Origin of the sequence: Pseudomonas sp. R19M (assembly GCF_050312585.1) — a bacterium.
GTDB classification, from domain to species: Bacteria; Pseudomonadota; Gammaproteobacteria; order Pseudomonadales; family Pseudomonadaceae; genus Aquipseudomonas; species Aquipseudomonas palleroniana.
In genome coordinates this window covers 341,026-366,747 of the sequence record NZ_JBNPJV010000092.1, presented here as the reverse complement: position 1 = coordinate 366,747, position 25,722 = coordinate 341,026, and the positions used below count along the sequence as shown (strand labels likewise).

At 60.1% G+C, this 25,722-nt stretch carries 19 protein-coding genes and 1 pseudogene; 11 read left to right on the top strand and 9 right to left on the bottom strand.

Features of this window, described 5'->3' with window-relative positions; translation table 11 throughout:
* Positions 1-510 precede the first annotated feature (510 nt).
* From ACQRBT_RS22980 to ACQRBT_RS22955, 6 genes and pseudogenes are all read right to left on the bottom strand, one after another.
* Positions 511-681 (bottom strand): annotated as a pseudogene (locus ACQRBT_RS22980) (5'-nucleotidase); the annotation flags it as partial.
* 117 nt (positions 682-798) lie between these two features.
* Positions 799-2,424: a GTPase gene (locus ACQRBT_RS22975; protein ID WP_412046020.1), complete on the bottom strand. Its 1,626-nt coding sequence runs from the start codon at positions 2,422-2,424 to the stop codon at positions 799-801.
* On the bottom strand, positions 2,411-4,264 hold the full coding sequence (locus ACQRBT_RS22970; protein WP_412046021.1) for a dynamin family protein: 1,854 nt from the start codon (positions 4,262-4,264) through the stop codon (positions 2,411-2,413). Before ACQRBT_RS22970 ends, ACQRBT_RS22975 begins: the two co-directional genes overlap by 14 nt.
* Positions 4,261-4,725 (bottom strand): hypothetical protein, encoded by a 465-nt coding sequence (locus ACQRBT_RS22965; protein ID WP_412046022.1) that lies wholly within the window; start codon positions 4,723-4,725, stop codon positions 4,261-4,263. Before ACQRBT_RS22965 ends, ACQRBT_RS22970 begins: the two co-directional genes overlap by 4 nt.
* A gap of 29 nt (positions 4,726-4,754) precedes the next feature.
* Positions 4,755-5,600, bottom strand: coding sequence for a GTPase (locus tag ACQRBT_RS22960; protein WP_412046023.1), 846 nt, complete (start codon positions 5,598-5,600; stop codon positions 4,755-4,757).
* A gap of 578 nt (positions 5,601-6,178) precedes the next feature.
* Positions 6,179-7,093 (bottom strand): LysR substrate-binding domain-containing protein, encoded by a 915-nt coding sequence (locus ACQRBT_RS22955; protein WP_060752889.1) that lies wholly within the window; start codon positions 7,091-7,093, stop codon positions 6,179-6,181.
* Between the two features lie 268 nt (positions 7,094-7,361).
* On the opposite strand from ACQRBT_RS22955, the gene ACQRBT_RS22950 reads away from it, so the two are divergent.
* From ACQRBT_RS22950 to pgm, 4 genes are all read left to right on the top strand, one after another.
* Entirely contained in the window at positions 7,362-8,384 is a 1,023-nt protein-coding gene (locus ACQRBT_RS22950) for a zinc-dependent alcohol dehydrogenase family protein (RefSeq protein WP_060752890.1), read from the top strand.
* 705 nt (positions 8,385-9,089) lie between these two features.
* Complete coding sequence (locus tag ACQRBT_RS22945; protein WP_412046024.1) at positions 9,090-10,508, top strand: hypothetical protein; 1,419 nt, start codon at positions 9,090-9,092, stop codon at positions 10,506-10,508.
* Between the two features lie 36 nt (positions 10,509-10,544).
* A complete protein-coding gene (locus ACQRBT_RS22940; protein WP_205343772.1) occupies positions 10,545-11,951 on the top strand; it encodes a PLP-dependent aminotransferase family protein in 1,407 nt (468 codons plus the stop codon).
* 104 nt (positions 11,952-12,055) lie between these two features.
* A complete protein-coding gene (gene pgm, locus ACQRBT_RS22935) occupies positions 12,056-13,699 on the top strand; it encodes a phosphoglucomutase (alpha-D-glucose-1,6-bisphosphate-dependent) (protein WP_060752893.1) in 1,644 nt (547 codons plus the stop codon).
* A gap of 157 nt (positions 13,700-13,856) precedes the next feature.
* Here pgm and ACQRBT_RS22930 read toward each other — a convergent pair whose 3' ends face one another.
* Positions 13,857-14,552 (bottom strand): pirin family protein, encoded by a 696-nt coding sequence (locus tag ACQRBT_RS22930; RefSeq protein WP_060752894.1) that lies wholly within the window; start codon positions 14,550-14,552, stop codon positions 13,857-13,859.
* A gap of 217 nt (positions 14,553-14,769) precedes the next feature.
* Here ACQRBT_RS22930 and ACQRBT_RS22925 point away from each other — a divergent pair, with 217 nt between their 5' ends.
* Positions 14,770-17,217: a UvrD-helicase domain-containing protein gene (locus ACQRBT_RS22925; protein ID WP_412046025.1), complete on the top strand. Its 2,448-nt coding sequence runs from the start codon at positions 14,770-14,772 to the stop codon at positions 17,215-17,217.
* A 37-nt stretch (positions 17,218-17,254) separates the two neighbouring features.
* Here the strand turns inward: ACQRBT_RS22925 and ACQRBT_RS22920 are convergent, their stop codons facing one another.
* Positions 17,255-17,539, bottom strand: a complete 285-nt coding sequence (locus tag ACQRBT_RS22920; RefSeq protein WP_060752896.1) for a DUF1652 domain-containing protein — start codon at positions 17,537-17,539, stop codon at positions 17,255-17,257.
* 253 nt (positions 17,540-17,792) lie between these two features.
* Here ACQRBT_RS22920 and ACQRBT_RS22915 point away from each other — a divergent pair, with 253 nt between their 5' ends.
* The 4 genes from ACQRBT_RS22915 to ACQRBT_RS22900 all read left to right on the top strand — a co-directional run bounded on the left by ACQRBT_RS22915 (position 17,793) and on the right by ACQRBT_RS22900 (position 22,104).
* On the top strand, positions 17,793-18,602 hold the full coding sequence (locus tag ACQRBT_RS22915) for a helix-turn-helix transcriptional regulator (protein WP_060752897.1): 810 nt from the start codon (positions 17,793-17,795) through the stop codon (positions 18,600-18,602).
* A gap of 49 nt (positions 18,603-18,651) precedes the next feature.
* A complete protein-coding gene (locus ACQRBT_RS22910) occupies positions 18,652-20,058 on the top strand; it encodes an NAD(P)/FAD-dependent oxidoreductase (RefSeq protein ID WP_412046026.1) in 1,407 nt (468 codons plus the stop codon).
* A gap of 79 nt (positions 20,059-20,137) precedes the next feature.
* Positions 20,138-21,217 carry a polyamine ABC transporter substrate-binding protein gene (locus ACQRBT_RS22905; protein WP_412046027.1) on the top strand — a complete coding sequence of 360 codons (1,080 nt, stop codon included), beginning with the start codon at positions 20,138-20,140 and terminating at the stop codon, positions 21,215-21,217.
* Between the two features lie 470 nt (positions 21,218-21,687).
* Positions 21,688-22,104, top strand: coding sequence for a hypothetical protein (locus tag ACQRBT_RS22900; protein ID WP_411984082.1), 417 nt, complete (start codon positions 21,688-21,690; stop codon positions 22,102-22,104).
* 78 nt (positions 22,105-22,182) lie between these two features.
* Here the strand turns inward: ACQRBT_RS22900 and ACQRBT_RS22895 are convergent, their stop codons facing one another.
* Positions 22,183-22,968, bottom strand: a complete 786-nt coding sequence (locus ACQRBT_RS22895) for a helix-turn-helix transcriptional regulator (RefSeq protein ID WP_104993750.1) — start codon at positions 22,966-22,968, stop codon at positions 22,183-22,185.
* A 201-nt stretch (positions 22,969-23,169) separates the two neighbouring features.
* Here ACQRBT_RS22895 and ACQRBT_RS22890 point away from each other — a divergent pair, with 201 nt between their 5' ends.
* The gene (locus ACQRBT_RS22890) at positions 23,170-24,534 is read left to right on the top strand and encodes an APC family permease (RefSeq protein WP_411984084.1); all 1,365 of its coding nucleotides are present in this window, start codon (positions 23,170-23,172) and stop codon (positions 24,532-24,534) included.
* Between the two features lie 9 nt (positions 24,535-24,543).
* Positions 24,544-25,647 (top strand): P1 family peptidase, encoded by a 1,104-nt coding sequence (locus ACQRBT_RS22885; RefSeq protein ID WP_412046028.1) that lies wholly within the window; start codon positions 24,544-24,546, stop codon positions 25,645-25,647.
* Positions 25,648-25,722: the final 75 nt, after the last annotated feature.

The window sequence follows — 25,722 nt, the reverse complement described above, 5'->3', positions numbered from 1 at the left end:
TGTGCGACAAGATCATCGATCATGGTTTAGAGCAGTGGGACGAGGAGTGGCGCAGCCTCAAGCGCCTCACCAGCCCATGCTGGTATGCCTGTGGCGACAACAGCGAAGGGCGCCCGCGCCTCATCCTGGGCTTCAATAGTCCGTTCTATCCCAACGTGCTGGTCTCCACTTCGGTACTCCAGGAAGGGGTCAACCTGCATTTGCAGTGCCACCAGATCCATCATTACGGCCTGGCCGGCTCACCCGGTGACAATGAGCAACGCGTGGGGAGGCTGGATCGCCTGTTTGGCTGCGTGAACCAGCGGCTGCAGCGGTCAGGCAACGCAGAGCTGAGCATTCACTATCCGTTTTTGCAGGGATCGGTCGATGAAGACCAGGTTGCTTCGTTCATAGAGCGCAAGCATCAGGTGGAAGAGCAAATGGATGCGTGCGTGCAGGTGCACTTCGATAAACAGCTAAGGATCAGTGACGCTCAACAGTGGCGTAGCTTCCTGCGCAAACCAGTGCCCATCAGCGACGAGCCTCTGCAGGATCCGTATGGCGCTGTGTTTCCTGCGCCGGGCCGACAGTGTTTGCTACCCCAAACGGCACATGCACCATCGGCAGATCATCCGCTGGAGACTGCAGTTGACTGCGTTGATCGTCGAAGAACATGTGGGGCTTGAGGATCGACAGTACCTTCATGATCCGCAGCCTGAGTTGCAATAGTTGGTGTTGGCGAAGCGGGCTGTATATTAATTGAGCGCCATCGAGCCTTGCGCAGTCGCGTAAGGAGGGGGCACGCGCCCCCTTACCGAGTCAATACGCTTGACGCAGTGCCAGCAGGGCTTCTTCGAACAAATGCTGGTCTTGCGTCTGTTCTTGCCCGCTCTGCACGAGCAGCGCGCGCTGGGTCGCCATCCATTCATCGATCGGCTTGAAGACTTCCTCAATCACCAGGGCAATCTGGTTCAGATAGGCTTGGCGCAAGTCTTCGACAAAGGTGCTGGCCGCATCCTCCACCGCCTTGGTCTGGCGCTCCAGCGTGGCCTTTTCGGCCTTTTCACTGCTGATGGCCTGGTAGATGCCGTAGATGGCCATCCCTGCCTGTACCAGCGGGCCAGCCCAGCGTCCGGCCATAGCGGCCCAACGTTCCATGGTCTTCTTGCCGATCCCCTTGAACAAGGTGGGCAACAGCTCTTTGCCCAGTTCCAGCGCCTTCTTCACGCCTTGCTCGGTCATCGTTTTCAGGTCGCCCATGGGCATTTTGCGCATGGCATCCTTGAGCGCTGGCGACAATCCACTGTCGTCATTGCCGTTGCTCTCGCGAGTAACGCCATTCACGCAGGCGTGAGCAGCACCGAAGGCGCTGTCGGCCAAAGTCTGGCCAATGTCTTCAAGTTTGCGCTGGGTTGCCGGCAACTCGGTCTTGAGGCCAGTCATCATGTCGGCGGTCAGCGCTGCGATGACTCTTGAGGCGCCGTCTTCCATGGCCTGCTCGCCCTGTCCAGCGGGTTGGAGGTGCGCATCGTTGATCAGCGCTACGACGCTCGACTTGGCGCGCACGCAGCGGCTGTCGAGGTGATGACGCAGCACGCTCTGCAGCCGGTCACGCTCGCTATCGATCTGCATGCGGGCTTTGTCCAGCGCCTGCGCCTGTTCATCGCCGCCGGCCTGATGCAGGCGCATCAGGGCCAGTTCGATGGTTTCTTGCAGGTCTTTGCGGCAGGTCTTGAACATCACGCCACTGTCACTGCTAGCAAGGAAATCGCCCAGCGCCTGTTCCAGTTCGAGGATGCCGCTGAACTCCACCAGTGGCTCCTTACTTTCGACACGGCCGCGCAGGGCAGCCTTGGCGTTGACCCAGTGAATCGGCACCTGCTCCAGGATATCGCCGATGCCATGGGCGAGGGCGGCGCTCTGCAGATGCTGGCGCAGGTTGTCGTTGATGCTGACGAAGTCGCGGCTGTCGTGCTGCACACCGGCCTTGTTGTTGACGATCAGCATCACCCGGCGGCCCGAGACGACGATCTGCGCCAGGCGTTCCCAGGTGGCGGCCTCGTCGATCGTACCGCCGGCTGCCACCACAAACAGCACCACTTCGCTGTCCTGCAATTGCCGCGTCGCAACTTGCTCATGCCTGATCGGCGCATCGATACCCGGTGTGTCCAGGAGCACGTACCCCTGCCAAGGATACTCGGCCACCACCGAGGTTTCCGGGTGGTCGGCCATTGGCGCTTCGGCGCGTCCCATTAGGGCGTTGAGCAGCGTGCTCTTGCCCGCGTTGTAGAGCCCATAGACCATGATCTGCGGACACAGGCGTGCCGCTCGGCTATGCAATTGGTTGCCCAGTTCGCTGACGCGTTCGGCTGGCAACCAGCGCTGGAGCGGCGCAGTGACTGTGTCGTAAGTGGCGAGTACACGAGTGAAGTCAGGCAGGGCCATGATCGAGTTCCTTGCTAATGGCGTTGATCTGTTGTGCAGCGAGGTCGTCCAGGTTTTTCAGGGCCTGGCTGAGATTTGACAGCCAGGTCGATACATCGACGAAGCACAGCGCATCGAGCTGGAGGTAGAGCCGGTTGAGGCGATCTTTGGCGTATTCAATGAAATGCTCGCGCGTCGTTAGAGAAACTTCGTCACGGTTGTCGCCGACGATGATCTCGAATTGGGTCGTTTCATCGAACTGGCCGCCCGCCGCCGCCCCAGCCTTGGCCCCCATCCAGCCACCGATGGCTGCACCGATCAACCCGCCGATGATGGTTCCGGGCCCCGGCAGCAGCATCGTACCAAGGGCTGCACCGGCCTCAGCCCCGCCCCAACCGCCGAGCCCGGCACCCCCGGCCTTGCCGATGCCTTCGTTGCGCCGCGATTGGTAGTTGACGCTGCGCGTGCGAGGGGTAAACCCCGGTAGCGCCTTGCCGGCCGGCGCCACGCTCTGGGCTGCATGGCCCAAGTCTTCGAACTTCTGCCCGATGGCCTCGCACAGTGCCCCGGCGCACTCGGCAAATTGGCGGTCGAACAGCGCCCAGCAGGCGTCGGAAAATCCCTGGTCGTCCAGTGCGTGTTGATCAGCCAGCTTGTTGATCTCCATGGGCAGGCGCTGCTGCAGTTGGGAGAGCACCCGCTCAGTGTTGTTTTTCAGCTCTTTGCGCGCATTGGTCAGTTCGCTCTGCAACTCGCTCAAGAGCGTCTGCTGCAAACTGATCGACTCGCTCAATTGGCGGCAGAAGGCTTGCAGATTCTTCAACGGCACTTGCTGCTTGATCTGCAGGCCTTCGGCAACGGCAAGGCGGCCGATTTCTGCCGCAAAGTCGGCCAAGCCGCTGACTTGCCAGCGCTCTTGCTGTTCCTCGGCGGGGCCTTGCTCGGCATAGCAGGAGGAGATGGATTGAACCTTGAGATCATCCAGCGAACATTCGGGGGCTGATTCGCGCAGGGACTGGATGAAGTAGTCGACTTGCAGCTGGCGTGCGCTGTCGCCTTTCATGATCAGCTTCTCCACGACCTCACCGTCATCATCGACGTCCACGTCGTTTTCGTCGCTACCGGTGAGCAGCACGATCATGTTCTTGTCTCTGTGCAACAGAGCCCTGGCCTCGTCCAAGTCCGAACGACGGCCTGGGCTTTCGGATTTGCTGAGGAAGATCACCAGGTCGGCGGCGTCGACGTAGTCCTTGGTCAGCTCACCGTTGCCCGCGTTGACCGAATGCAGCCCGGGCGAGTCGACCCAAGTCAACCCTGGCAGGCGGAACCCTTGGATGGCGCTGGTGGCCTCCACGACATCGACGCCGAAACAGCCGTTTTCGCGGATCTGCGCATCGCTGGTCTGTTCGCACAACCGAGTGGAGGTTTCGCTGAAAAACTCAGGCTTGGGCTGTGCCTGGGCGATCAGTTGCGCATCGGGTTCGGTGCGGCCATAAGCCAGGTAATTACCCAGCGATGACTTGCCAGCCTTGACCTTGCCAAAGACAAACACCAGCAGGGAGTCGCCGAACTTGCTGCGAAACTGCGTGTTGCGCTCGTAGTTCCTGACGTTCTTGATCCAGGCGTCGAAGCGCTCATCCAGATTGTTTTGGCAGGCCTTGGCAAAGGTCAGGAAGGGGTGATCGGGAGCCAGGCCGGAGCGGCTCCATGGCGAAGTCGTGCGAATCCGCTCCAGCGCATCCAGAGTCTGCTTAAGGCGCGCTTCGCGCTCCTCGACCTGGCGTTGCACTTCGTTGAACCCTTGCGCGACCTGCGCAAAGACATGCAGCAGTTCGCTGCGGTTGGCGGGAGCGGGCGTCATAGCGATCTGTCCAGTAATTGTCGTTTCAAGCGTTTGAGGCCTTGAATTTCAGTGCGCAGGGCTTTGACTTGGCCTTCGCACTCTAGCCATTTAGGGCTGAATCGGGTGTTGGGGGCCAGCAGACGCAGGGCCTTGAGCTGGCCTTGGGCCGTGGCTTGAGGCGGGCTGGCGATAAACGCCTGCAGGCTTTCTATCGTCACACCGGCGTGGCCTTTGCCTGAAAGTATGATGTCGGCCTTGTGCGAGGCCATCAGCTCGCTCAGCTGTGCGTCGATGTCCTGAGTGAGCTGTTGATTGCGCTGCGCCTGCAGCTGATCCCTTGCCTGCTTGCGTGCCCGCGCCTCGGCGCGTTCGCGCGACTTGGCGCGTGCCTGGCGCTCGGCTTCTTCCTTTTCACTGCTGTCGGAACTGACGACCGCTGCCACAACGGTTCCGATCACGGGTATCAGTAACCACCACATGTTGATTCTCCTTGCGTGATATCAATCAGTCAGCCGCGGGCCAAGCCATGGCTTACCGATTCGAAGAGTCCGTCGACACTGCTTTGCAACTGTTCGAGCTGAGCGGCCTGCGTGCCCTCGAGCTTGACCAGTCGCTTTCTGCGCTGGGCAATCTGCTGGTCGAGGAAATGCTCCAGGACGTCGCGACGGTGATCGTCGCGTTCGGCACGCTGTTTGCTCACGCCTCGCTCAAGCAGCCCCGGATGCGCCTGCAGATGCTCGCGCAAAGAGTCGAAGCCGCTCAGTTCGAGCAGCTTCGTGTTGCCCTTACGCACACCGTTGCGCAAGGTGGTGAACGAGGTTGCGAAGGCAGCCGGCACGGTCCCGAACAGCACCTGCAAGATCTTGCCGATCGCCTGCTCGCTGACTTCCCGCTGGGTGACGCTTTCGGCATGGGTTAGCACCACCACCAGGTGGCGCTCCAGATCCGGGCGACGGCGCTTGAGTTCGCACAAGAAGGCCGTTTCGATTTGTTCAAGCGTGGCGGTACGCAAGTTGTGCACGAACAAAATGACATCGGCATTGGCCAGGCCCAACCACGCGAGTCGATCATCCTCATCGCAGGCATCGATTCCCGGGGTATCCAGATAGAGGCGTCCTTCATGCTCCAACGCCTGTAATTGCGTGGTTGCCCGTATTTCCTTGGTTTCAAAGACTTCCGTTTCAATATGCCCGGTCAGGCCGTTGAGCAGTGCGCTCTTGCCCGCATTCATGAGTCCGCATACGGCAATCCGAGGTGCCGGGCCAAGGCTTTTCGCCTCTTCCAGCTCCGTGCGCAGGCGGCAGAAGTCAGGGTGTTGCTGGGTAAGCTGAATCAGCAGGTCGTCGTCCGGCACCTTTCGCTCCATGTGTTGGATCCCATTTGGTGCATAGCATGGCGATGAGCTGGCTAAGTGGCAACTGGCTATTAGTCGTTAGAGCGCAGGCTGCATGGGGCAATCATGTCACTGGCATCCAAATAGCCCAGAAGCGAATGGAGTGTACGTGCTCCATACGATGTACGAAGGATTACGGTGTCACGTCTGCTAGAAGTCTGGTCAAGCTTCCAGCATCACTAGGAGTGAGCGGCCGACTTTCTGGCAGCGCTTTGAAAAGCGTCGGGGTGAGGTCTGAATTCAGCTTGGCAAGCTACACCTGCGATATTAATTGCACAGGAGGTTTCACTCGGTTGCTCACGCACTTGGGCAGAGTAGTGCATCTCATCGGCCTACCTTCACTCCGCGGTGTTTGGGAAGAGTAACGGGTGAGTTTTCGAGAGGGGACTGTTGAACTCTAGGCTGGGGGCATCCTTTTCAAACCATCCAAAGCATGCCCTCGAATGTGCCCCCAATGTAGCGATCCACTGGAAGTGAATGGAACTTCATGGTTTGTGGAAAGGCAGAGATGATCAGCCGAACAGCCTTCCCGACGACGCCTAAAGACTCTCAGGGTCGCCGAAAAACATCTGAATCCGCGACCGCAACCACCGTTCCCCCGGATCATTATCCTGCGAGCCACGCCACGCCATATGCAGTTCAAAGCTGCGCACCGGCAGGGGTGGGTCTTCGGCGCGCAGGCCGCCGGCGGAGGTCAGTGCGTCGGCCGCATAGTCCGGCACGGTGGCCAGGATGTCGGTGCCGGCCAGCAGGGTGCCCAGCCCGTTGAACTGCGGCACGGCGAGGACGACGTGGCGTTTGCGGTCGAGTTTTTCCAACTCTTCATCGATAAAGCCGCTGAGGTCGCCTGCGAACGACACCAGCGCGTGGGGGCGGGCGCAGAAGTCGTCCAGGCTCAGGGAGCCGGGGACGCTGTCGGCGCGCAACAGTTTTGGCAGGCTGCGGCGCAGTACCTTGCGCTTGGCGTTGGCCGGCAAGTCGGCGGTGTAGCTGACGCCGATGGAAATTTCGCCGGAGGTCAGCAGACCGGGCATGAGGATGTAGTTGACCCGGCGCACCACCAGCACGATGCCGGGGGCTTCGGCGCGCAGGCGTTTGAGCAGTTGGGGCAGCAGGGCGAATTCGACGTCGTCGGACAGCCCGATACGAAACACCGCGGTGCTGGTGGCGGGGTCGAACTCGGCGGCGCGGCTGACGGCGGTGGAAATCGAGTCCAGGGCCGGGGAGAGCAGTGCGAAGATTTCCACGGCGCGGGCCGAGGGTTCCATGCTGCGCCCGGTACGCACGAACAGCGGGTCATCGAACAACCCACGCAGGCGTGACAGCGCCGCGCTGATGGCCGGCTGGCCAAGGAACAATTTCTCGGCGGCGCGGGTCACACTGCGCTCATGCATCAGGGTTTCGAATACAATCAAGAGGTTAAGGTCGACACGACGCAGGTCGTTACGGTTCATCTTGGGTCCTGGAAGAGTCAGCAAGCTTGACGAGAACGGCCATATTCAGAACCTTCAGATTCCATTCAAAAGTATGACCGGCATGAATCTTACGGGGAAAGACTGGTACTCTGCACCGGCTAATTGAGTTTTCCTACGAGTCTTGGGGTCTATTCCTCAGAAGCTGAATCAATGGCAGGCATGTTGACTATTAACGGCGACCGGTGGCCTTGCCCGGAAAGCCCAGATAGAGTTCATGGCATTAGAGGTTACTTTGGCGAGGTTTGCGATGTCCCGCACGATCCGTTTTCACAAGTTTGGTCCGGCCGAGGTGCTCAAGTGCGAAGAGCATGCAGCCGCACAGCCCGCACCGGGCGAAGTGCAGGTGCGCGTCGACGCGATTGGCATCAGTTGGTACGACATTCTCTGGCGTCAGAACCTGGCGTCTTCCCACGCTCGTTTGCCGTCGGGCCTTGGCCATGAGATGGCCGGCGTTGTTGTCGCCCTGGGCGACGGCGTGGACGACTTGGCAGTGGGTGATAAGGTGGCCAGTTTTCCGGCCGAGAGCCCCAATGACTACCCGGTATATGGCGAGCAGATCGTTCTGCCTCGCTCGGCCCTGACCCGTTACCCGGACGTCTTGAGCCCTATTGAAGCCAGCGTGCACTACACGCCGCTGTTGATCGCCTACTTTGCCTATGTGGACCTGGCGCGGGTCAAGCCGGGCCAGTTTGCCCTGGTGACTGACGCCAGCCACTGCGCGGGCCCTTCGTTCGTGCAACTGGGCAAGGCCCTGGGTGTGCGGGTGATTGCCGCGACCAAGGACAGCGCGGAGCGTGAGTATCTGCTGTCGCTTGGCGCAGAGAAGGTGATCGTGACTGAAGAGCAGGACCTGCTCATGCAAGTCAACAAATATACGGATAACCGCGGTGTGGATGTGGTGTTCGATGGCCTGGGTGGCCCGCAGATGTCGCTGCTCGGCGACGTGTTGGCGCCCCGTGGCAGCCTGGTGCTGTATGGCTTGCAGGGTGGCAACCAGACGCCTTTCCCGGCCTGTGCCGCGTTCCAGAAGAACATTCAGTTTTTTGTGCACTGCATCGGTAATTTTACCGGTAAGCCGGAGCTGGGCATCATCCAGGACCAGGTGGCACTGCAACGTGCGTTGCGCGACATCAACCAACTGACCGCCGACCGCGTGCTGGTGCCGTTGAAAACCACGGTGTTCCCGTTCAGCCAGTTCGTCGAAGCGCACCGCTACATGGACGAATGCCCGTGTCGCGAGCGGGTTGCCTTGCAGGTTGAGGCTGTTTGAGCTGTAGGAGTATTCGCAAATGAGCGCGCCTGAATCCGAGCGGATAAGGCAAACACGCCATTTGTCAGGGCTTAACCCGCGCCTGGGTTAAGCCGCCACCGGGCTGTTCTGCCCCGCAAACAATACCTTTGCCCCTTGCGCCGCCCTGAATTCCAGCGCGGCGTTGTTGTGTGGGCGCGATTAACGTGCGGCCGGTTGATCATCTGAACGGGTTTCTGGCGCTGTTCTGTATCTGTTATTCATTATTTGAGTGCCGATAATTGTGCCTTCACTGTCATCTCAAGGACTGAGCAATGATTGACTATCTGAAACTACCTCGTCGTTTCGTCGAAACTAATTCGGCCCTGCCTATTTGTATTGAAAGTTTATTGGGAATGCCTGGGCGGTTTTTCAGGGTTCGGGTGAAAGAGGTAAGTAATGTCGGTCAGATATTTCTCTAATTTATTAGTTAGAGCGGTGTAGGACGCTGTCGGATTATTCCTAGGGTTATCCCTTCTTTCGCCGTAGGGCGCGCAGGATCGCGGCTCTCGTCGAAGGTGGTCATTTGGAATGCCACTGGTAACGCTCCGGTGGGTTTGTTGCAAGGTGCTAATGTTGATCCATCCTCGTACCCTGTAACGAGCAATAAACCTACAGATGTAATAGGTCAGGCAATTGCTCTTGGCAGTTGCTTGAAACTGATATTTCAACTCGGGTAGTAAAGCAATGAGCGCAATTCACGAACAAGCCATGAACTATGTTTATCATCAAGTTCTGCAGCGGTTGATCGGGCACTTTACCCGTGCCGAGCGTACGGCACTTCAATTGTTGATCCAGCGAATTGTGGTGGCTGCCGGCGGCATGGAACAAGTCGGTGACTACAAGGTGCTCGTCGCCCATGGCGGTGGTGCTGTCAGCAGCTACACCCTGGCGCTGCTGCGGGCGGCGCAATTGACCATTGCCGGGCGGGCGCCCAAGACCTTTCATCTGCGTGTAGCCACCTTGCGGCATGCGGGCATGACCCAGGCGACACTGGACACCCTGTACCAAGGCTACAGCGCGTTGTTTCTGCACGACGATCCCCGCGTAGACCTGCTCCTGGTGGAAAACCAGGAAGTGCTGCCATTCAATCACCAGCGCCCGCCGTCGAGTGCGGGGCGTGAGGTCAGCCAGCGCAATATGCTGATGATAGGGCACCTGACGTCCGGCGATATCCGGGCGACATTATGTAACGACACCTACCTGCGCCTGGGGGATTTCTACCAGCGGGTCACCACATGGGGTGGCGGGGTGCATGCGGTGGTCAGTGGCGATTCTGCGCGCACGCAAAGCCAATACCTGGCCTGGCTGAAAAAGACGGCCACTACGGCGGGCATCACTCTGCCGCCCGGCAAGTCGTCATCGCTCAATGCGCTGTTTGCGCGCATGGAGGAGTGGAGCGCCGGTTGCTACCGTGACCTCTACGGCGAACATTATGTGGACATCGACAGCCCAGGCCGGGGCGGGCACCGGCATCTGGCGTATATCGGCATCGACGATCTGCTGGGGGAGGTGGACGTTTCTTCGACACCGCTGCTCACGCAGTTCCTGGCCCGAAAACCGGACCCCTTTGCGTTCCACTTCAGCCATTCGGCGTTCCCTAACCCATTGCTGATGGCGCATTTGCATGGGCTGCAGGCCCAATGCCTGCGGGAGCTGTCCTACGCAGAAGGGGTGGATAGCTTTGTCAGGCAAGCAATGGACGCCATGTACCGCCGGCACATTCCACACCACCTGATTGCCGAGGCAAGCTCAGATGACGGACGGATTCTGTCAGCGACCTATGCCCAGGAATTCTTCGGCCTGGATGAAGGGCAGTTGACCTGCCTGTTGTTCTCACCCTTCATTCACCATGGCGAGCGGCTGGAGGGCTACCTGGGCCAATGCCACCCGGGCATGCTGGTGGCGCTCCCTGAGCTGCACAACGTGTTGCAAGGCAAGCCGGCCGGCGATGTGTTGCAGCAATGGGCGGTCGATACCAGCGGGTTGTCGCTGCCGTTGTTGCAACACCTGTACCGCAAGCGGCCGGTACAGATCGAACGGGGTGCCCAACTGCGCAACCGCCGCCTGGCCCAGGCGCAGGCGGCGCAGTTGTCGGGGCGTTAGCCGCGTGCACCGGTTTGTCAGCCCAGGTCAGCGCCAATGACCCTGCGCGGGGAGCGACAGGCGGATTTCGCTTACCAGGCGGTGTACCGCTACATGATCAACCTCATCAACGAGGTCAGCCTGGACACGCCGGTCAAACTGCCGTCCCTGCGGCAGTTGTCGGCACGGCTGAACGTGTCGATCTCGACGATTCAGTACGCGTACTCTCTGTTGGAGAAGGAAGGACGGGTCTACTCAGTGGCCAAATCCGGCTATTTTGCCTGGCCGGCTGCGGTCAACCCGCAAATGATGGCGGGTGCCGATCTGCTCGAGCGCTTGTACGTGGCGGCGCGGCGTCCGGCAATGGCCGTGCTCAGTGGTGATGAGCCGGCGCTGCTGGGCTCACTCGACGGCGCTTTGCTGACGCTGGAGCGCCAACTGGTACGGCGCCATCCGCATCACCTGCAACCCTGGTCGCAACCCTGTGGCGTGTGGGAGTTGCGTACGGCGTTGGCGGCGCGCTACACCTCATCGCCCACGCGTTGCTGGCAGGCCGATGAGGTGTACATCGGGGCAGACGTGCGAGGCGTGCTGGAGATCCTGATTGATGCATTGGGTCTCAAGGGCAGTATGGTGGTGGTCGAGTCCCCCTGTGATTATTTGATCTTGCGCCTGTTGCAGGCTGCCGGTGTGCGGGTCGTCGAGTTGCCTTGGCAGGCCGACGGTTGCCTGGACCTGGCGATGCTCGAACAGCTGCTGCGTCACGAACCGGTGCCCCTGGTGTTGCTGTCATCGGTGGTCAGCCTGCCGTCAGGCAATGCGCTGTCGACCGCAGAGCGGCTGCGCGTGGCTCAGTTGCTGGAGCACTATGGCGGCTGGTTGCTGGAGAACGATACATTCGGTGAGCTGAGTTTCGCATCGCCCCCGGTCCCGCTGCGCAACCTGGTCAACCCGGAGCGGCTGATCGTGTTCTCCTCGTTCGAAAAGGTACTGGGGCCGGAAGCGCCGTTTGGTTATGTCTTGTCGCGACACCTGAGCGGCGAGTTGCAGCGCCAATTTCTGCTGCGTTCATTCAGGCTGTCGTCGATCCGTCAACGCGCCATCGCCCAGCTTTACCAGAACGGGCGGTTCGACCAGCACCTGCAGACGTTGCGCGAGCACTTGTGCGAACAGGCAGAGGCCATGAGTGAGCGCCTGGATGCCCACCTGGAGGGGCGTGTGACCTATCGCATGCCCATCGCCGGGGCAAGCTTCTGGTTGGAATCGGTGGCAGCGGTGGATATGCGTCAGGTGTTCCAGCGCATGGTCGCGCAACACGTGGTGATTGCTCCGGGTGAGTTGTTCAGCCTCAGCGGCTTGCATTCCCAGCATCTGCGGCTCAGCCACACGTTCAGTGGGCAGCTGAACCTTGATATCACCCTGGATTGCCTGGCACAGGCATTGCGCCAGGCACAGATCGACTAGCGTATGAAAAATCTCCAATCACTGTCGGATCGATATCGTCGCGAAGTAGTCCAACTCCCAGTAAACTGTCACTTTTTCCGAATCCTTCTTTTCGAGGTTTATGCATGACTATCAGTCCTTTTGCGGGCAAGCCGGCGCCAGCTCAGTTGCTGGTGGATATCCCGCGACTGGTCACGGCCTATTACACCGGCCAGCCTGATGCAGCAATCTCCACTCAACGCGTGGCCTTCGGCACCTCCGGGCATCGTGGCAGCTCGTTCGAGCTGAGTTTCAACGAATGGCATGTGCTCGCCATCAGCCAGGCCATCTGTCTGTACCGTGAAGCCCAAGGGATCAACGGCCCGCTATTCGTGGGCCTGGATACCCACGCCCTGTCGACGCCGGCCGGCGCCAGCGCCCTGGAGGTCCTGGCCGCCAATGGCGTGCACGTGATGCTGGCCGAAGGGGATGAATACACCCCGACACCGGCGATTTCCCACGCCATTATCTGCTACAACCGTGGCCGCACCAGCGGCCTGGCGGACGGTATCGTCATCACGCCATCCCATAACCCGCCGCAAAGCGGTGGCTACAAGTACAACCCGCCCAATGGTGGCCCGGCCGACACCCACGTGACCAAGTGGATCGAAGCCAAGGCCAATGAACTGCTGGCCAATAAACTGGCCGGCGTCAAGCGCATCACCCATGCGCAGGCGCTCAAGGCCGACACCACTCATCGGCATGACTACCTCAACAGCTACGTGGCCGACCTGATCAACGTGATCGACATGGACGCCATCCGCAGCGCGGGCCTGCGCCTGGGCGTCGACCCATTGGGCGGAGCAGGGGTGCGCTACTGGTCGGCGATCGCTGAACACTACCGCTTGAACCTGGACGTGGTGAACACCGAAGTCGACGCCACCTTCCGCTTCATGAGTGTGGATTGGGACGGCCAGATCCGCATGGACCCGTCTTCGAGCTATGCCATGCAAGGGTTGATCGGTCTCAAGGAGCGTTTCGACGTCGCCTTCGCCTGCGACCCGGACCACGACCGCCATGGCATCGTCACCCCGTCCGGTGGCCTGCTGGCGCCGAACAACTACCTGGCGGTGTCGATTGACTACCTGTTCCAGAACCGCCCTGACTGGCGCGCCGATGCGGCCGTGGGCAAGACCGTGGTCAGCAGCGGCTTGATCGATCGCGTCGCTGCGCGCATCGGGCGTCGCCTCTACGAAGTGCCGGTGGGTTTCAAATGGTTTGCCGACGGGCTGTTCGAAGGCTCGCTGGGCTTTGGTGGCGAAGAAAGCGCCGGCGCCTCGTTCCTGCGTAAAGACGGCAGCGTGTGGAGCACTGACAAGGACGGTTTGATCCCGGCATTGCTGGCCGCGGAAATGACCTCGCGCAAAGGCCAGGACCCGAGCCAGATCTATCGCGGCCTGACCGATGCCCTGGGCGAGCCGTTCGCGATCCGCGTCGACGCCAAGGCCACCCCGGCGCAAAAAGCGCTGCTGGGCAAGCTGTCGCCGGAGCAGGTCACGTCCACGCAGTTGGCCGGGGAAAGCATCCAGCAAATCCTCAGCCATGCGCCGGGCAATAACCAGGCAATCGGTGGCTTGAAGGTGATGACCGAAAACGGCTGGTTCGCCGCACGCCCATCGGGTACCGAGGATATCTACAAGATCTACGCCGAGAGCTTTATTGGCGAAGATCACCTCAAGCAGTTGGTGGAAGAAGCGCAGGTGCTGGTCGACGGCGCGATTTCCGAGTGATACCACTCAGTTTCTGAAAAGATTGTCACCGTGGCGAGGGAGCTTGCTCCCGCTGGACTGCGTAGCAGGCCCAGTCTTTTCAAATCAAAAGCGGGGGCCGCTTGGCGGCCCAGCGGGAGCAAGCTCCCTCGCCACAGGTCATCCATGCCGCCGGCCGTCAGGCCAGATCGACCAGCACAATCTCGCTGTCCTCAATCGCCGTTACGCGCAATACCTGCTCATCCTGCACCGCAACACCGTCTCGAGCTTGTGCACGCAAGCCGTTGACTTCAATCACGCCGGTCGCCGGCACCAGATACGCACGCCGCCCGCTGTCCAGCCGGTATTCGGCGCTTTCCCCGGCTTTCAGGTTCGCTGCCACCAGGCGCGCGTCCGCCCGAATGCGCAGGCTCTCGCTGTCTCCGGCCTTGCCGCTGGCCAGGGTCACAAAACCCTCGCGGTCACCTTTGGGAAACGGTTTGGCGCCCCAGGACGGCGGCAACCCCGATTCGTTCGGGATAATCCAGATCTGGAAAATCTTGGTCGGTGTGGCTTCCAGGTTGTATTCGCTGTGGGCGATCCCGGTGCCGGCGCTCATCACCTGAACGTCGCCAGCCTCGGTGCGGCCCTTGTTGCCCAGGTTATCGGCGTGGCTGATCGCGCCCTCACGCACATAGGTGATGATTTCCATATCGCGGTGCGGGTGCTGCGGGAAGCCGGTGCCCGGCGCAATGATGTCGTCGTTCCACACCCGCAGGTTGCCCCAGTGCATGCGCTTGGGGTCGTGGTACTCGGCGAATGAAAAGTGGTGATGAGCGTCCAGCCAGCCGTGATGGGCGCCGCCCAACGTATTGAAGGGTCGAAGTTCAAGCATGATCGTCTCCTGTGAATGAGCCCATTTTCCGGCAGCGGATGATCGATAAAAAGCGTAAAAAGTGCCTTATTCCTATCAGTCGATTAGATTGGTTACGCGTGTTTTGACTTTCACTTCATCGCCTAACTGCATGACGATAAAGCAATTGGCTGGAACTGAACGCCGTTTCCGGCGACCATGGCGCACTTGTCGAAGCCAGTCCATCGCAGGAGTCCGCGTGCCGCAACAAAAGCCTGATCTACCGCCCGAACTGCGCCCACTGGCCGAAATGCCGCTACTCAAGCGTCTGGCGGCGCGCCTGTTTGGGCATGGCCTGACCCGTTTACGGGCCCAGCACCGATTTTCCTGGCTGCATGGCCAGGCGGATGGTTTTCGCAGCGGGCACGAGGCCGGCGTGGAGTACGGCTACCGCGAGGGTAAGGCCGATGGTATCGAGGAAGGCCGGCAAGTCCTGTTGATTCGTGACTTTCGACCGGACGAGCATCGCGCGCCGGGGATCGACGACAGCCTGTTCGATGATTGGCGCCTGCCGCTGACCGCCGAGGTGAAAAAACGCATGAAGGCCGACGTGGCCCGATTGCTGCCCGAGCATGCCCAGCCCAGTGCGGCGCAGTGGAAGATGATCTTCAGCGACACGCCCTCGACCTCGGTGATTGCCGGGGCGGGCGCAGGTAAATCCACCTCGCTGGTGCTGCGTATCCTGCTGTTGACCCATTATCTGGGCTTCGAGCTCAGCTCGATGACGGTGGTGACCTTCACCCGCGAATCACGCAAAGACTTCATCAACAAGCTCATGCAGATTCTCAGCCTGTGGGGCCAACCCCTTGGTCTCAAAGAGGCCCAGGCGGTGGTGCGTACCTTTCACTCGCGCATTTTGCCCATGGTGCGCAGTCTGCCGGGCTTTGAACGGCTGCAAGCCTTCGAGAACCTCGGCAGTGGGGTTGAAGACGCCGACAGCAACCCGTTCGACCTGCGTATCAGCGACGCGCAGCGCCAACAGCTGAATGCCTGCTACCACCGCTTGCATGGTCGCCATGAACGCTTCCGTGAACTGATCGTGCCGCTGGCGCGCCAGGGCTTGCAGCTCAAGGAGCTGGAGCGCGACCACCCGGATGTGCAAAAGCGCATGGCGGTGACCGAATTGGCGGCCAAGCGTGATGAAGAACTCTGCGATGTGATCGAAGACCTGTGGTTTCGTGCCGGCGCCTGGCCGATAAAAGGCATTGAGCCCAGCCGCCAGACCTTTGAGATCAATGGTGCGCAGTTTCATTGCCATGGCTACATCGCTGAGCTGGACGCTTGGGTAGTGTTGGGCTTCGATGCCCGGGAGAACGCCCAGATCACACGCCCCAATGCCAAGCTGTCGGTGCGTGCGGAGTGGGCGGTAAAGCGCACCCTGTTTCAAGCTTTCTGTCGCAAACCTTTGATTTGGCTTGATAACTACGAATCATCTAAACGACTTTTGGGCAGCCTGGCGGGGGATGCCACGGCGGGCCCCGGGTTTGACTACAAGGTTAAAGGTGAACTGGCGTCGGCGCCGCTGCTGGACAGCTTTGTCACGGCTGCCGGCTTTATCGAAAACCTTGGCCTGGACGTACCCACTGCCGTGGGCCGGATGAGCTTCGCCAAGGACGACCCCGACAGGTTCTTCTTCGAGGCCCTGAGCATTTTCTGGAAAGCCCTGGAAGACCATCTGCTCGATCAGTCGCCGCCGATCATGACCTACAACCGCATGTTCTCGCTGTTCGGTGAAAACACCCCGGAAAACCTCAAGTTGCTCAGCGACCCGCTGCTGCGCCCGATGTCGCACCTGATGATCGATGAGTTCCAGGACGTGTCGCCGCAGATCGTGTCGTGGCTTCGCGCCAGCCTGCGTGAGATCCGCAGCCGTGGTCCGGCGATGCACGTCGGGCGTGGGGCGCAGCGTTCTTCGTTACTCTGCGTAGGGGACGACTGGCAGTCGATTTATGGTTGGCGCGGCAGTTCGCCCCAGTATTTCATCGCGTTCAACCAGGAATTCCCGTCACCCGCGACCACCCGTGTGATGCTCGGCGAGAACTACCGCAGCCACCAGCACATCATCGACGCCGCCGAGCATGTCGTGCGCAGCGCCCCGGCGATTCCCGGCAAAAAAGCCAAGGCCAGCGGCGCCCCCAAGCCCTTGGTCCCGGTTACGGTGCTTGAGCGCGATGATGTTGCGCTGGGCCGCACGCTGCTCGAGCATTATCAAAAAGGCAATTCGGTCTTGATGTTGTATAGAAAAAGCAGCGATAAGTTATTGATTCAAGAGCATATTCAGTCTTTAGTTAATCTGGATTCGAGCTTGCCGCCAGCGGCTCGCAGGTTGAAACAGCTGACATATCACAGTGCCAAGGGCTTGCAGGCGGATGCTGTTTTTCTGCTGGGCGATTGCCAGCATGTCACCAGCTCGCCCTACAAGAACCAGGTCTACCGCATGGCCGGGCTGGGCAAGGACGGCGACAGCGAGCCCTATGACACAGCGCAAAAAGACGAAGTGCTGCGCCTGGCTTACGTCGGTATCACCCGTGCGGTGAGCCACTGCTATTGGTATGTCGAGAAACCGGAGGGCCAGGGCGTGAATGTGCCCAGGGCCTCGGAGCGGGTGGATGGCAAGAAAGCGTTCTTCGACGACCGGCGTGGATGACTCCGGCAGGGCCGCTCACGACGGCCCGGGCAAGGCATCAAGCCCGCAAAGACAGCGGTGGTACAAAGGACTCCAACTCATCCTCCACCGCCTCGATGATGCGCTCTACATCGGAGGCATTCATCACGGTGGCGCAGGGGATGCCGGCGATGGCGATCAGGGTCTCGCCGCTGGCCCGGTCGAACAGGCGCACGATCATGCTGCCAGGCGCATCCATGCTGCCTTCGAAACCCATCGGATGAAAATGCCAGCGCATCAGTTGGCAGGCGTTGGGGAACGTCACTTTGTTCAGGTTGCCGTGCATATTGCCCACCTTGTTCATTGAGCGCTTCCTTTAGCTCGCGGCAGGGCCAGGACCGTCAATGGTCATGGTTTGAAGAATTTCAAAAATAGCATTCGTTCGTAACCATCATGTGACTTTTTTGTCCCGTTCGGCAGTTGTCTCCTGAAGCTTTGACGTAGGTCATGTCTTGCTTCAAATCAGGCAAAAAGCCATTAGTGATCAGCGCTGATCGACCCTTGAAGCGGTCGTGATAATTCGGCAGTCTCACCATTTACCCGCCACAGAGCCTTATATGCCCGACAGCGCCTCGGCCGATGATTGCCAAACCACCCGGGCCACGGCTGAACTGGTGTTGCGTCACCACCTGTGTTGGCGCCATCGCGACCTGGATGGGGTCATGGCCTACTACCATCCAGACATCCAGTACCACGACTTCTTCCAGAACCGCGTGGTGGGCTACGCCGAACTGCGTGAGTACCTGCAAGCCAGCATGCCGCGTGGGCCCGATGAGGCCATCGCCCATGCTGACCGCATTCGCGCCGACGGTGACACAGCCTTCATCCAGTACTGCATCACCTTGCGTGGCGGCCAGGGGTTGGTGTCGTTCCGCACCAGCGAAGCGATCACCGTGCGTGACGGGCTGATCTGGCGGGTCAATGAATACGCGTCCCTGGTGCATGAACAACCGGCCCAGGCCATACGCCCGACCGTCAGTCGCCTGGGCCTGTCGCCGCACCAGCTGGGGCATATGGCCAACGACCTGCAGCAGTATTTCCAACAGCAGCAACCTTATCTGGACCCGGAGCTGGATTTGCAACGGGTGGCCAAGGCGTGTGGCTACAGCCGCAATCAGATGTCCTACCTGCTGAACCAGGTGCTCGGGCAGAGCTTCTACCGCTACGTCAACCAGGCACGGCTCCAGCACTTGTTGGCCGAGTTGGACAAGGCCACGTCGCCGATAAAAGTCGATGAGCTGGCGTTCGCTGCGGGTTTCAACTCGTTATCGGCGTTTTATAGCGCATTTCGCCAGCACACCGGGCAGTCGCCCAAGGCTTACGTCAAGCAAATTTCTCTGCGTGCACGCGCGCAAGACAGCCCATAACCTCACGCCCTAGGATCGTCCCTATCGAAATGAGGTAGGGGAGCCCGGCATGCCGGCATGGCGCAAGATCAGTTTATGGATGGACCAGTTGGACGACCCGCTGCTGGCGCGGCCGGCGCTGGCCCATGACCTGGATGTCAACGTGGCCATTATCGGTGCCGGTTATACCGGGCTGTGGACCGCGTATTACCTGAAGCGCCAGGCACCCGAGCTGAAAATCGCGATTATCGAGGCACACACCGCAGGTTTTGGCGCGTCGGGCCGCAACGGTGGCTGGCTGATGGGCAACCTGTTGGGTGAAGACCGCTTGTTGGCGGGCCTCGACCCGCAACAACGCCGGGCCTCATTCGATCTGTTGCACGGCATACCGGATGAAGTGGCCCAGGTGTTGGCCCGTGAAGGGATCGACTGCGACTACCGCAAAGGCGGCGCCCTGTACTGCGCGGCACGTTACCCCGAACAGGAGCGCAGCCTGCGTCTTTACCTGGACAAACTCCACGCCCAGGGGCTGACTGAACACGACTACCGCTGGTTGAGCCCGCAACAGTTGGCCGAACAGATCCGTATCGCCAAGCCCTATGGCGGCATCTATGCGCCGCATGTCGCGACGATCAACCCCGCCAAGCTGGTGCGCGGCCTGGCGCGGGTGGTGGAGAACATGGGGGTGACGATCTACGAAAACAGCCCGGTGACCCATTGGCAGTCCGGCCGCCTGCGCACGGCCCAGGCCGGCGTGCGCGCCGCCTGGGTGGTGCCGGCGGTGGAAGGCTACGCCAACACATTGCCGGCCCTGGGGCGTTATCAGTTGCCGGTGCAGAGCCTGATGGTCGCCACCGAGCCGCTGTCCGCCTCGACCTGGGATGAAATCGGCTTGAGCCATGGCCAGGCGTTTGGCGAAAGCAGCCGTCAGGTCACCTACGGCCAGCGCTCAGCGGACAATCGCCTGGTGTTCGGGGCCCGTGGCGGCTATCAGTTCGCGGGGAAGTTGCGACACAACTTCGATCTGACCGACAGCGAGGTCGAGCTGCGTCGTTACCTGTTTGGTGAACTCTTCCCACAGCTGAAGAAGGTACGGATTACCCACTCCTGGGGTGGCAACCTCGGCATGTCACGCAACTTCCGGCCACATATGTTGTGTGACCACAAGACCGGTATCGCGCTCTCTGGCGGTTATGGCGGAGAGGGCGTCGGCGCCACCAACCTGGGCGGGCGCACCTTGGCTGACCTGATCCTGGGCCTGGATACGCCATTGACCACCCAGCCCTGGGTGATCCGCGAGCGTGGCCTGGACGCACTCAAGCCCTGGGAGCCTGAGCCCTGCCGCTGGCTGGGCTACAACGCGATCATTCGCAGTTTTGTGCATGAAGACCAGGTGTTGGCCGACCCCCATACCGCGCCCTGGCGGCGCAAGTTGGCGAGCGCCGTGGCCGGCTTTATGGAAGGTTTCATGCACTGATCGTTTGACTTGCACGAACGCTTTGGATCCTTGATCGCCTGCCATAACAACAGCCCTGAAACCGCCAGGAAATCGAACCATGAAAGCCATTGCCCTGTTTCCCTTGATGTTAGCGGCGTCTATCAGCCAGGCCGCCGAGACGGTGAAAATCTACAACTGGTCGGACTACATTGCGCCCGACACCACCAAGAACTTCCAGAAAGAAACCGGCATCGGTTTCACCTACGATGTGTACGACAGCAACGAGACCCTCGACGGTAAGTTGATGACGGGGCAATCAGGTTATGACGTGGTGTTCCCATCCAACCACTTCATGGCCCGGCAGATCGAGGGCGGCGCGCTGAAGAAGCTCGACAAGCGCCAATTGCCCAATTGGAAAAACCTCAACCCGGTATTGCTCAAGGCCCTGGAAAACAACGACCCGGGCAACGCCCACGGTTTTCCCTACCTGTGGGGCAGTACGGGCATCGGCTACAACATCGACAAGGTCAAGGCCGTGCTCGGCGACAGCGCGCCGGTGGATTCCTGGGACTTGATCTTCAAACCGCAAAACATGGCCAAGCTGCAAAAGTGCGGGGTGGCGATCCTCGACAACGGCCCGGAGCTGTTGCCGGCCGCGCTGAACTACCTGGGGTTGCCGCCCCACAGCAAGCAGCCTGAAGACTACAAAAAAGCTCAAAACCTGCTGATGAAAGTGCGGCCGTATGTGGCGTACTTCCACTCCTCGAAATACACCGCCGACCTGGCCAATGGCGACATCTGCGTGGCCGTCGGTTTCTCCGGCGACATCCTGCAAGCCGAAAGCCGTGCCAAGGAAGCCAAAAACGGCGTGAACATCGGCTACAACATCCCCAAGGAAGGCGCTGCCATCTGGTTCGACATGGTCGCCATGCCCGCCGACGCGCCCGATGAAAAAGCCGGCTATGCGTTCATGAACTACCTGCTGCGCCCGGACGTGATGGCCAGCATCACCAACTACGTGCACTACGCCAATGGCAACAGCGCGGCCGACAGCCTGGTGGACCCGATGATCAAGGCCGACACCAAGGTGTACCCGAGCCCGGAAATGATGGGCAAATTGTTTGCCCTGGAGGCGATGCCGCTGAATATCGACCGGGTGCGTACGCGGGTGTGGAACACCATCCGTACCGGCCGCTGAAGCCTGTAGTGAGCGGGCTTGCCTGTCAGTTGAGCGATAAAGCGGGCGATGAATAAATTGTGGGAGGGGGCTTGCTCCCGATAGGCCGCGCAGCGGCCTCAAAAATGGGCCTGCTACGCAGTCCATCGGGAGCAAGCCCCCTCCCACAGTGACCGCGTTAATCCTTAACTGACTGGCATTAGGGCAAGCCCGTTCACTACAAGGCTGCGTTCGGTATCAGGCGGTTTAACTGGTGGGACTAGGGGTTAACGCGGACGTGATGGCCAGTTTTACCAATTACGTGCACTAAGCCAATGATAAAAGGTGCGGCAGGCCGCCTATGGGGCCGGCCACCATGGCAGGCGCGGTCCATAGAATTTCTAGCGATTAAAACCGATTTCTTAGACTGTCATTTCTGACAGGTTTTATTTTTGGGAGATTGACTTAAGCTCCTGATGCCTATTAGTCATCAAATGAAAAAAGGAGTTTTTATGCCAAACGTCCCTAATATCGTCCTGCCGAAAATCAGCCCGTTCGGCAGTATGGTGGGTGCGGTAACCACTGGCGGTGTGCCGAGTATTTTCATATCGACATCGGTCTATCGCGACGAACAAAGCGGAAATATTCGATTTTTTGGCAGGATGGAAGGTTCAGATCCGCTAGCGCCAGCAATCATCCAGGTCGAGATTAAGGGTGTTGACACGCCAAGCGGTACTTACACATTAGCGGACAAAGTAGTGAGTGTTACTTATGTTCCCCATGGCTCAACTCAGGGCCGCCCAGCAGTCAGTGCCGAGGTGCTGTTTATTACGTCCGGTCCGATTGTGTGGATTCGAGGACGTGTGGAGGCTAAAACCCGGGAGGGGAATGAGATAGACGTTGTGTACAGTATCTTCGGAAAGGTTTGAAAGGCTCAAAACCGACAGTGCGGCTTTCTGACGTCGACTTCAGAAAGCCGCTCTTTATTGGGTAGTGACACCCGGCCCTCAGGGATTCTCCAGATCATGCCCCAACGACTGGATAAACAACGAAAACAGCTCCGGTTGTGACGAGATATCCAGCTTCGCGTACAGATGCCGCCGATGCACCTTCACGGTATCCGGCGAAATATTCAGGCGCTCGGCCATGGCCTTGGACGAGAACCCACGCAGCACCAGCCGCGCGACCTCCAGCTCACGCTCCGACAGCACGCCGCAGCCGAAATGGCTCAGGGCGTCCCTGATCTGGCTGTCCATCGCCGGCACTCGCTGAGTACTTTGTTGCCAATGCTGCTGCATCAACGGCAGCACCCACGCGGCCAGCGTGGTCATCAGCCCGCTTTCTTCAAAACTGAACCGGCGTTGCATGCCCAGCGACAATGACAAAGTGCCTGCCCCCGGCAATTGCAGGATGAACTGCACCTCATCTTCCAGGACGTTGTCGTGGAAGTAGTTGAGGAAGTATTCACTCTGGCGAAAATGGTCCGGCGCCACCTCTTCGAGGCGGTACACACCGCTGGGGTAGCCTTCGCGGCACGCCTGGAAAAACGGGTCGAGCAAATACAAGCCATTGAGGTAAACCAGCATCGACGCCGGTTTGCTGCTGGGCTGGGCGTCGTATTCCTCCAGCGCCTGGGGTGGGCCTTCCAGTGGGTAGAAGATCGCCAGGGCGTTATCGAAGGGCAGGCACTGATGCAGTAACAGCACCAGTTGTTTCCAGAACCGCTCGGTGCCGATCTGTGACAGGGTGCGCCCCAGCCCTGCATGCATGCCGATTTCCCTGAACAGGCTCATTTAAACGGCTCCCGGCCTCGAATAGATCGGTCAAGGGTTGGGTTTTTGCCGGGGGCCGTCAAGGGGAGTACCCCAATAGGGGAATTGGCTGACACCGTCGCAGCCGATACCTTCGTGCTCATTCAGCGGGAAACATATCCCGCAACCCATCCGGTTTTTCGTTTCTGCCTCACACCAAAAACAACGACAGAGGATAACGATATGAGTGCTTCTCCCGCGCCAGACGGCGTGCTCAAGCCGACCTTGAGCGTCTTCGATGTGGTGGCCATCACCGTTTCGGCGGTCACTCCGGCCAGTTCCGTGTTCGTCATAGCGCCCTTTGCCATCCAACAGGCCGGCAGTGGGGTGTTCCTGGCTTTTGTGATGGCCGCTTTGCTCGCACTGATGTTCGCCTTCTGCTACGCCGAACTGGGGCGTGCCCATAACAGCGCAGGGGGTGAATATGTCTACGCCAAGCGCGTGTTCGGCGGCATGGCTGGTTATGCGACGTTTTTGACCGTGCTGGTCATGTTGCTGTTTATCCCGCCGGTGCTGGCAACGGGGGCCGCGACGTATCTCAATAACGCCTTGGGCACGAAATTCGATTCGCAAACCGTGGCCCTGGTGATCGTAGTGTGCAGCTACGCACTGGGCATCCTCAATATCAAGCTCAATGCCTGGATCACCGGCACTTGCCTGTTGCTGGAAGTGGCGGCACTGCTGGTGATTGTGTGCATCGGCTTCGGTAACCCGGTGCAGCCGGCCAGCGTGCTGTTGCAACCGCAGATTGTCGAGAACGGCATGTTGCATCTGGCGCCCTGGGGCCTGGTGATCGGCGCGGTCGGTATCGGCCTGTTTTCGTTCAATGGCTATGGCCCCGCCGTGCTGCTGGCCGAAGACATGAAGTGTGGCGGCAAAGGCGTACACAAAGCCGTATTGTGGTCGCTGGGGCTGGTGGTGGTGATCGAGCTGGTGCCCATTACCGCGCTGTTGATTGGCGCGCCATCCCTGAGTGCGATGATCAGCAGCCCCGACCCGATCGGCTACCTGCTGACCAGTCACGGCAATGAGACCCTGTCACGCCTGGTCAGCGCGGGGATCTTCCTGTCGGTGTTCAATGCCATCGTCGCCATCGTCATCCAGATCGGCCGCGTGGTGTTCAGCAGTGGCCGCGATGCGCTGTGGACGCCGACCATCAATCGCTGCTTCACGCGTATCCACCCGCGTTGGGATTCACCCTGGTTGGCTACGCTGTTTCTGGCGGTTCCCTCGGCGTTGCTGAGTTTCAGCTCCAATTTGGCGGACCTGACCTCATTCAGCGTATTGCTGATCATGCTGGTGTACCTGGTGGTGGCGTTGAGTGCGCTGATGAGCCGGGTGCTGCTGCGTGATCGCGAGCATCCGTACCGCATGCCGCTGTGGCCGCTGCCGGCGTTACTGGCGGTGCTGGGGGCGGGTTATTTACTGACGACCCTGATCGCGGCTGCGTCGATCCGGGACATCATGATCATCATCGGCTTGCTGGCCACGTCGGTGATTTTGTATTGCATCAGTGGCCGGTTGAGTCCGGCGTTTCAGAAATTGTAAGGAGTGGTTATGCGTGCACGTCAATTGGGCATCACGTTGGGGCTGGGCACGCCCGGCGAATTGAATGCAATCACCGATGTACCGGGCGTGCGGGTCGGCCACGCCACGCTCAAGACCTGCATCGACGGCAAACAGGTGCGCACCGGCGTCAGCGTCATCCAGCCACGGGCCGGGGAGGCGCGCCATCAACCCTGCTTTGCCGGCTATCACGTGCTCAATGGCAATGGCGACGCCACTGGCCTTGAATGGATCAGCGAAGCGGGGCTGCTGACCACACCGCTGGCCATCACCAACACCCACAGCATCGGCGTGGTGCGCGACACGTTGATCGCTCTGGAGCGCGAGCGCCTGGCAGACCCGGCCGTGTATTGGTGCATGCCGGTGGTGATGGAAACCTACGACGGCCTGCTGAATGATATCTGGGGCCAGCACGTCAAGCCTGAGCATGTGCGCGAGGCGCTGGATAACGCTGAATCCGGCCCGGTGCAGGAGGGCGCGGTGGGCGGCGGGACCGGGATGATCTGTCACGAGTTCAAGGGTGGCATCGGGACGGCATCGCGGCGCTTGCCGGCGCAGCAGGGGGGCTGGACAGTCGGCGCGCTGGTGCAGGCCAACCATGGCAAACGCCAGGAACTGCGTGTGGATGGCTACCCGGTGGGGCGTCATCTGATGGAGATCCCTTCGCCGTTCGCCGAACGCGGTACGCCCGGCATGGGCTCGATTGTGGTGATCCTCGCCACCGACGCGCCGTTATTGCCGCACCAATGCCGACGCCTGGCACAGCGTGCCTCGGTCGGTATCGCCCGCACCGGTGGCGGCACTGAAGACTCCAGTGGCGATCTGTTCCTGGCGTTCGCCACGGGCAACCAGGCGATCCCACCGGCCGATTACGGGCGCAAGGACCTACCGCTGAGCACGCCCCTGCAGATGGTGAACAACGACCATATTTCACCGCTGTTCAGCGCGGCGGCAGAGGCGGTGGAGGAGGCGATCATCAATGCCTTGCTGGCCGGTGAAGACATGACCACGCAAGACGGCATCAGCGTGCCGGGACTTGCCGGCGAGAGGCTGATCAGCGCGTTGAACAAGTCGGGTTGGAGTGTGGCCCGGTAATAGGGGACAAAGCACTTTAATAGTGCAGATAGTGGCTCTTTAATGTTGTAGATGACACCGTGACAATATATTGGA

What these genes read in the sequence shown, in the direction of transcription:
- ACQRBT_RS22975 (WP_412046020.1), bottom strand. Translation starts at nt 2,424, where the DNA reads ATGGCCCTGCCTGACTTCACTCGTGTACTCGCCACTTACGACACAGTC.
- ACQRBT_RS22970 (WP_412046021.1), bottom strand. Translation starts at nt 4,264, where the DNA reads ATGACGCCCGCTCCCGCCAACCGCAGCGAACTGCTGCATGTCTTTGCG.
- ACQRBT_RS22965 (WP_412046022.1), bottom strand. Translation starts at nt 4,725, where the DNA reads ATGTGGTGGTTACTGATACCCGTGATCGGAACCGTTGTGGCAGCGGTC.
- ACQRBT_RS22955 (WP_060752889.1), bottom strand. Translation starts at nt 7,093, where the DNA reads ATGAACCGTAACGACCTGCGTCGTGTCGACCTTAACCTCTTGATTGTA.
- ACQRBT_RS22950 (WP_060752890.1), top strand. Translation starts at nt 7,362, where the DNA reads ATGTCCCGCACGATCCGTTTTCACAAGTTTGGTCCGGCCGAGGTGCTC.
- ACQRBT_RS22945 (WP_412046024.1), top strand. Translation starts at nt 9,090, where the DNA reads ATGAGCGCAATTCACGAACAAGCCATGAACTATGTTTATCATCAAGTT.
- ACQRBT_RS22940 (WP_205343772.1), top strand. Translation starts at nt 10,545, where the DNA reads ATGACCCTGCGCGGGGAGCGACAGGCGGATTTCGCTTACCAGGCGGTG.
- pgm (WP_060752893.1), top strand. Translation starts at nt 12,056, where the DNA reads ATGACTATCAGTCCTTTTGCGGGCAAGCCGGCGCCAGCTCAGTTGCTG.
- ACQRBT_RS22930 (WP_060752894.1), bottom strand. Translation starts at nt 14,552, where the DNA reads ATGCTTGAACTTCGACCCTTCAATACGTTGGGCGGCGCCCATCACGGC.
- ACQRBT_RS22920 (WP_060752896.1), bottom strand. Translation starts at nt 17,539, where the DNA reads ATGAACAAGGTGGGCAATATGCACGGCAACCTGAACAAAGTGACGTTC.
- ACQRBT_RS22915 (WP_060752897.1), top strand. Translation starts at nt 17,793, where the DNA reads ATGCCCGACAGCGCCTCGGCCGATGATTGCCAAACCACCCGGGCCACG.
- ACQRBT_RS22910 (WP_412046026.1), top strand. Translation starts at nt 18,652, where the DNA reads ATGCCGGCATGGCGCAAGATCAGTTTATGGATGGACCAGTTGGACGAC.
- ACQRBT_RS22905 (WP_412046027.1), top strand. Translation starts at nt 20,138, where the DNA reads ATGAAAGCCATTGCCCTGTTTCCCTTGATGTTAGCGGCGTCTATCAGC.
- ACQRBT_RS22900 (WP_411984082.1), top strand. Translation starts at nt 21,688, where the DNA reads ATGCCAAACGTCCCTAATATCGTCCTGCCGAAAATCAGCCCGTTCGGC.
- ACQRBT_RS22895 (WP_104993750.1), bottom strand. Translation starts at nt 22,968, where the DNA reads ATGAGCCTGTTCAGGGAAATCGGCATGCATGCAGGGCTGGGGCGCACC.
- ACQRBT_RS22890 (WP_411984084.1), top strand. Translation starts at nt 23,170, where the DNA reads ATGAGTGCTTCTCCCGCGCCAGACGGCGTGCTCAAGCCGACCTTGAGC.
- ACQRBT_RS22885 (WP_412046028.1), top strand. Translation starts at nt 24,544, where the DNA reads ATGCGTGCACGTCAATTGGGCATCACGTTGGGGCTGGGCACGCCCGGC.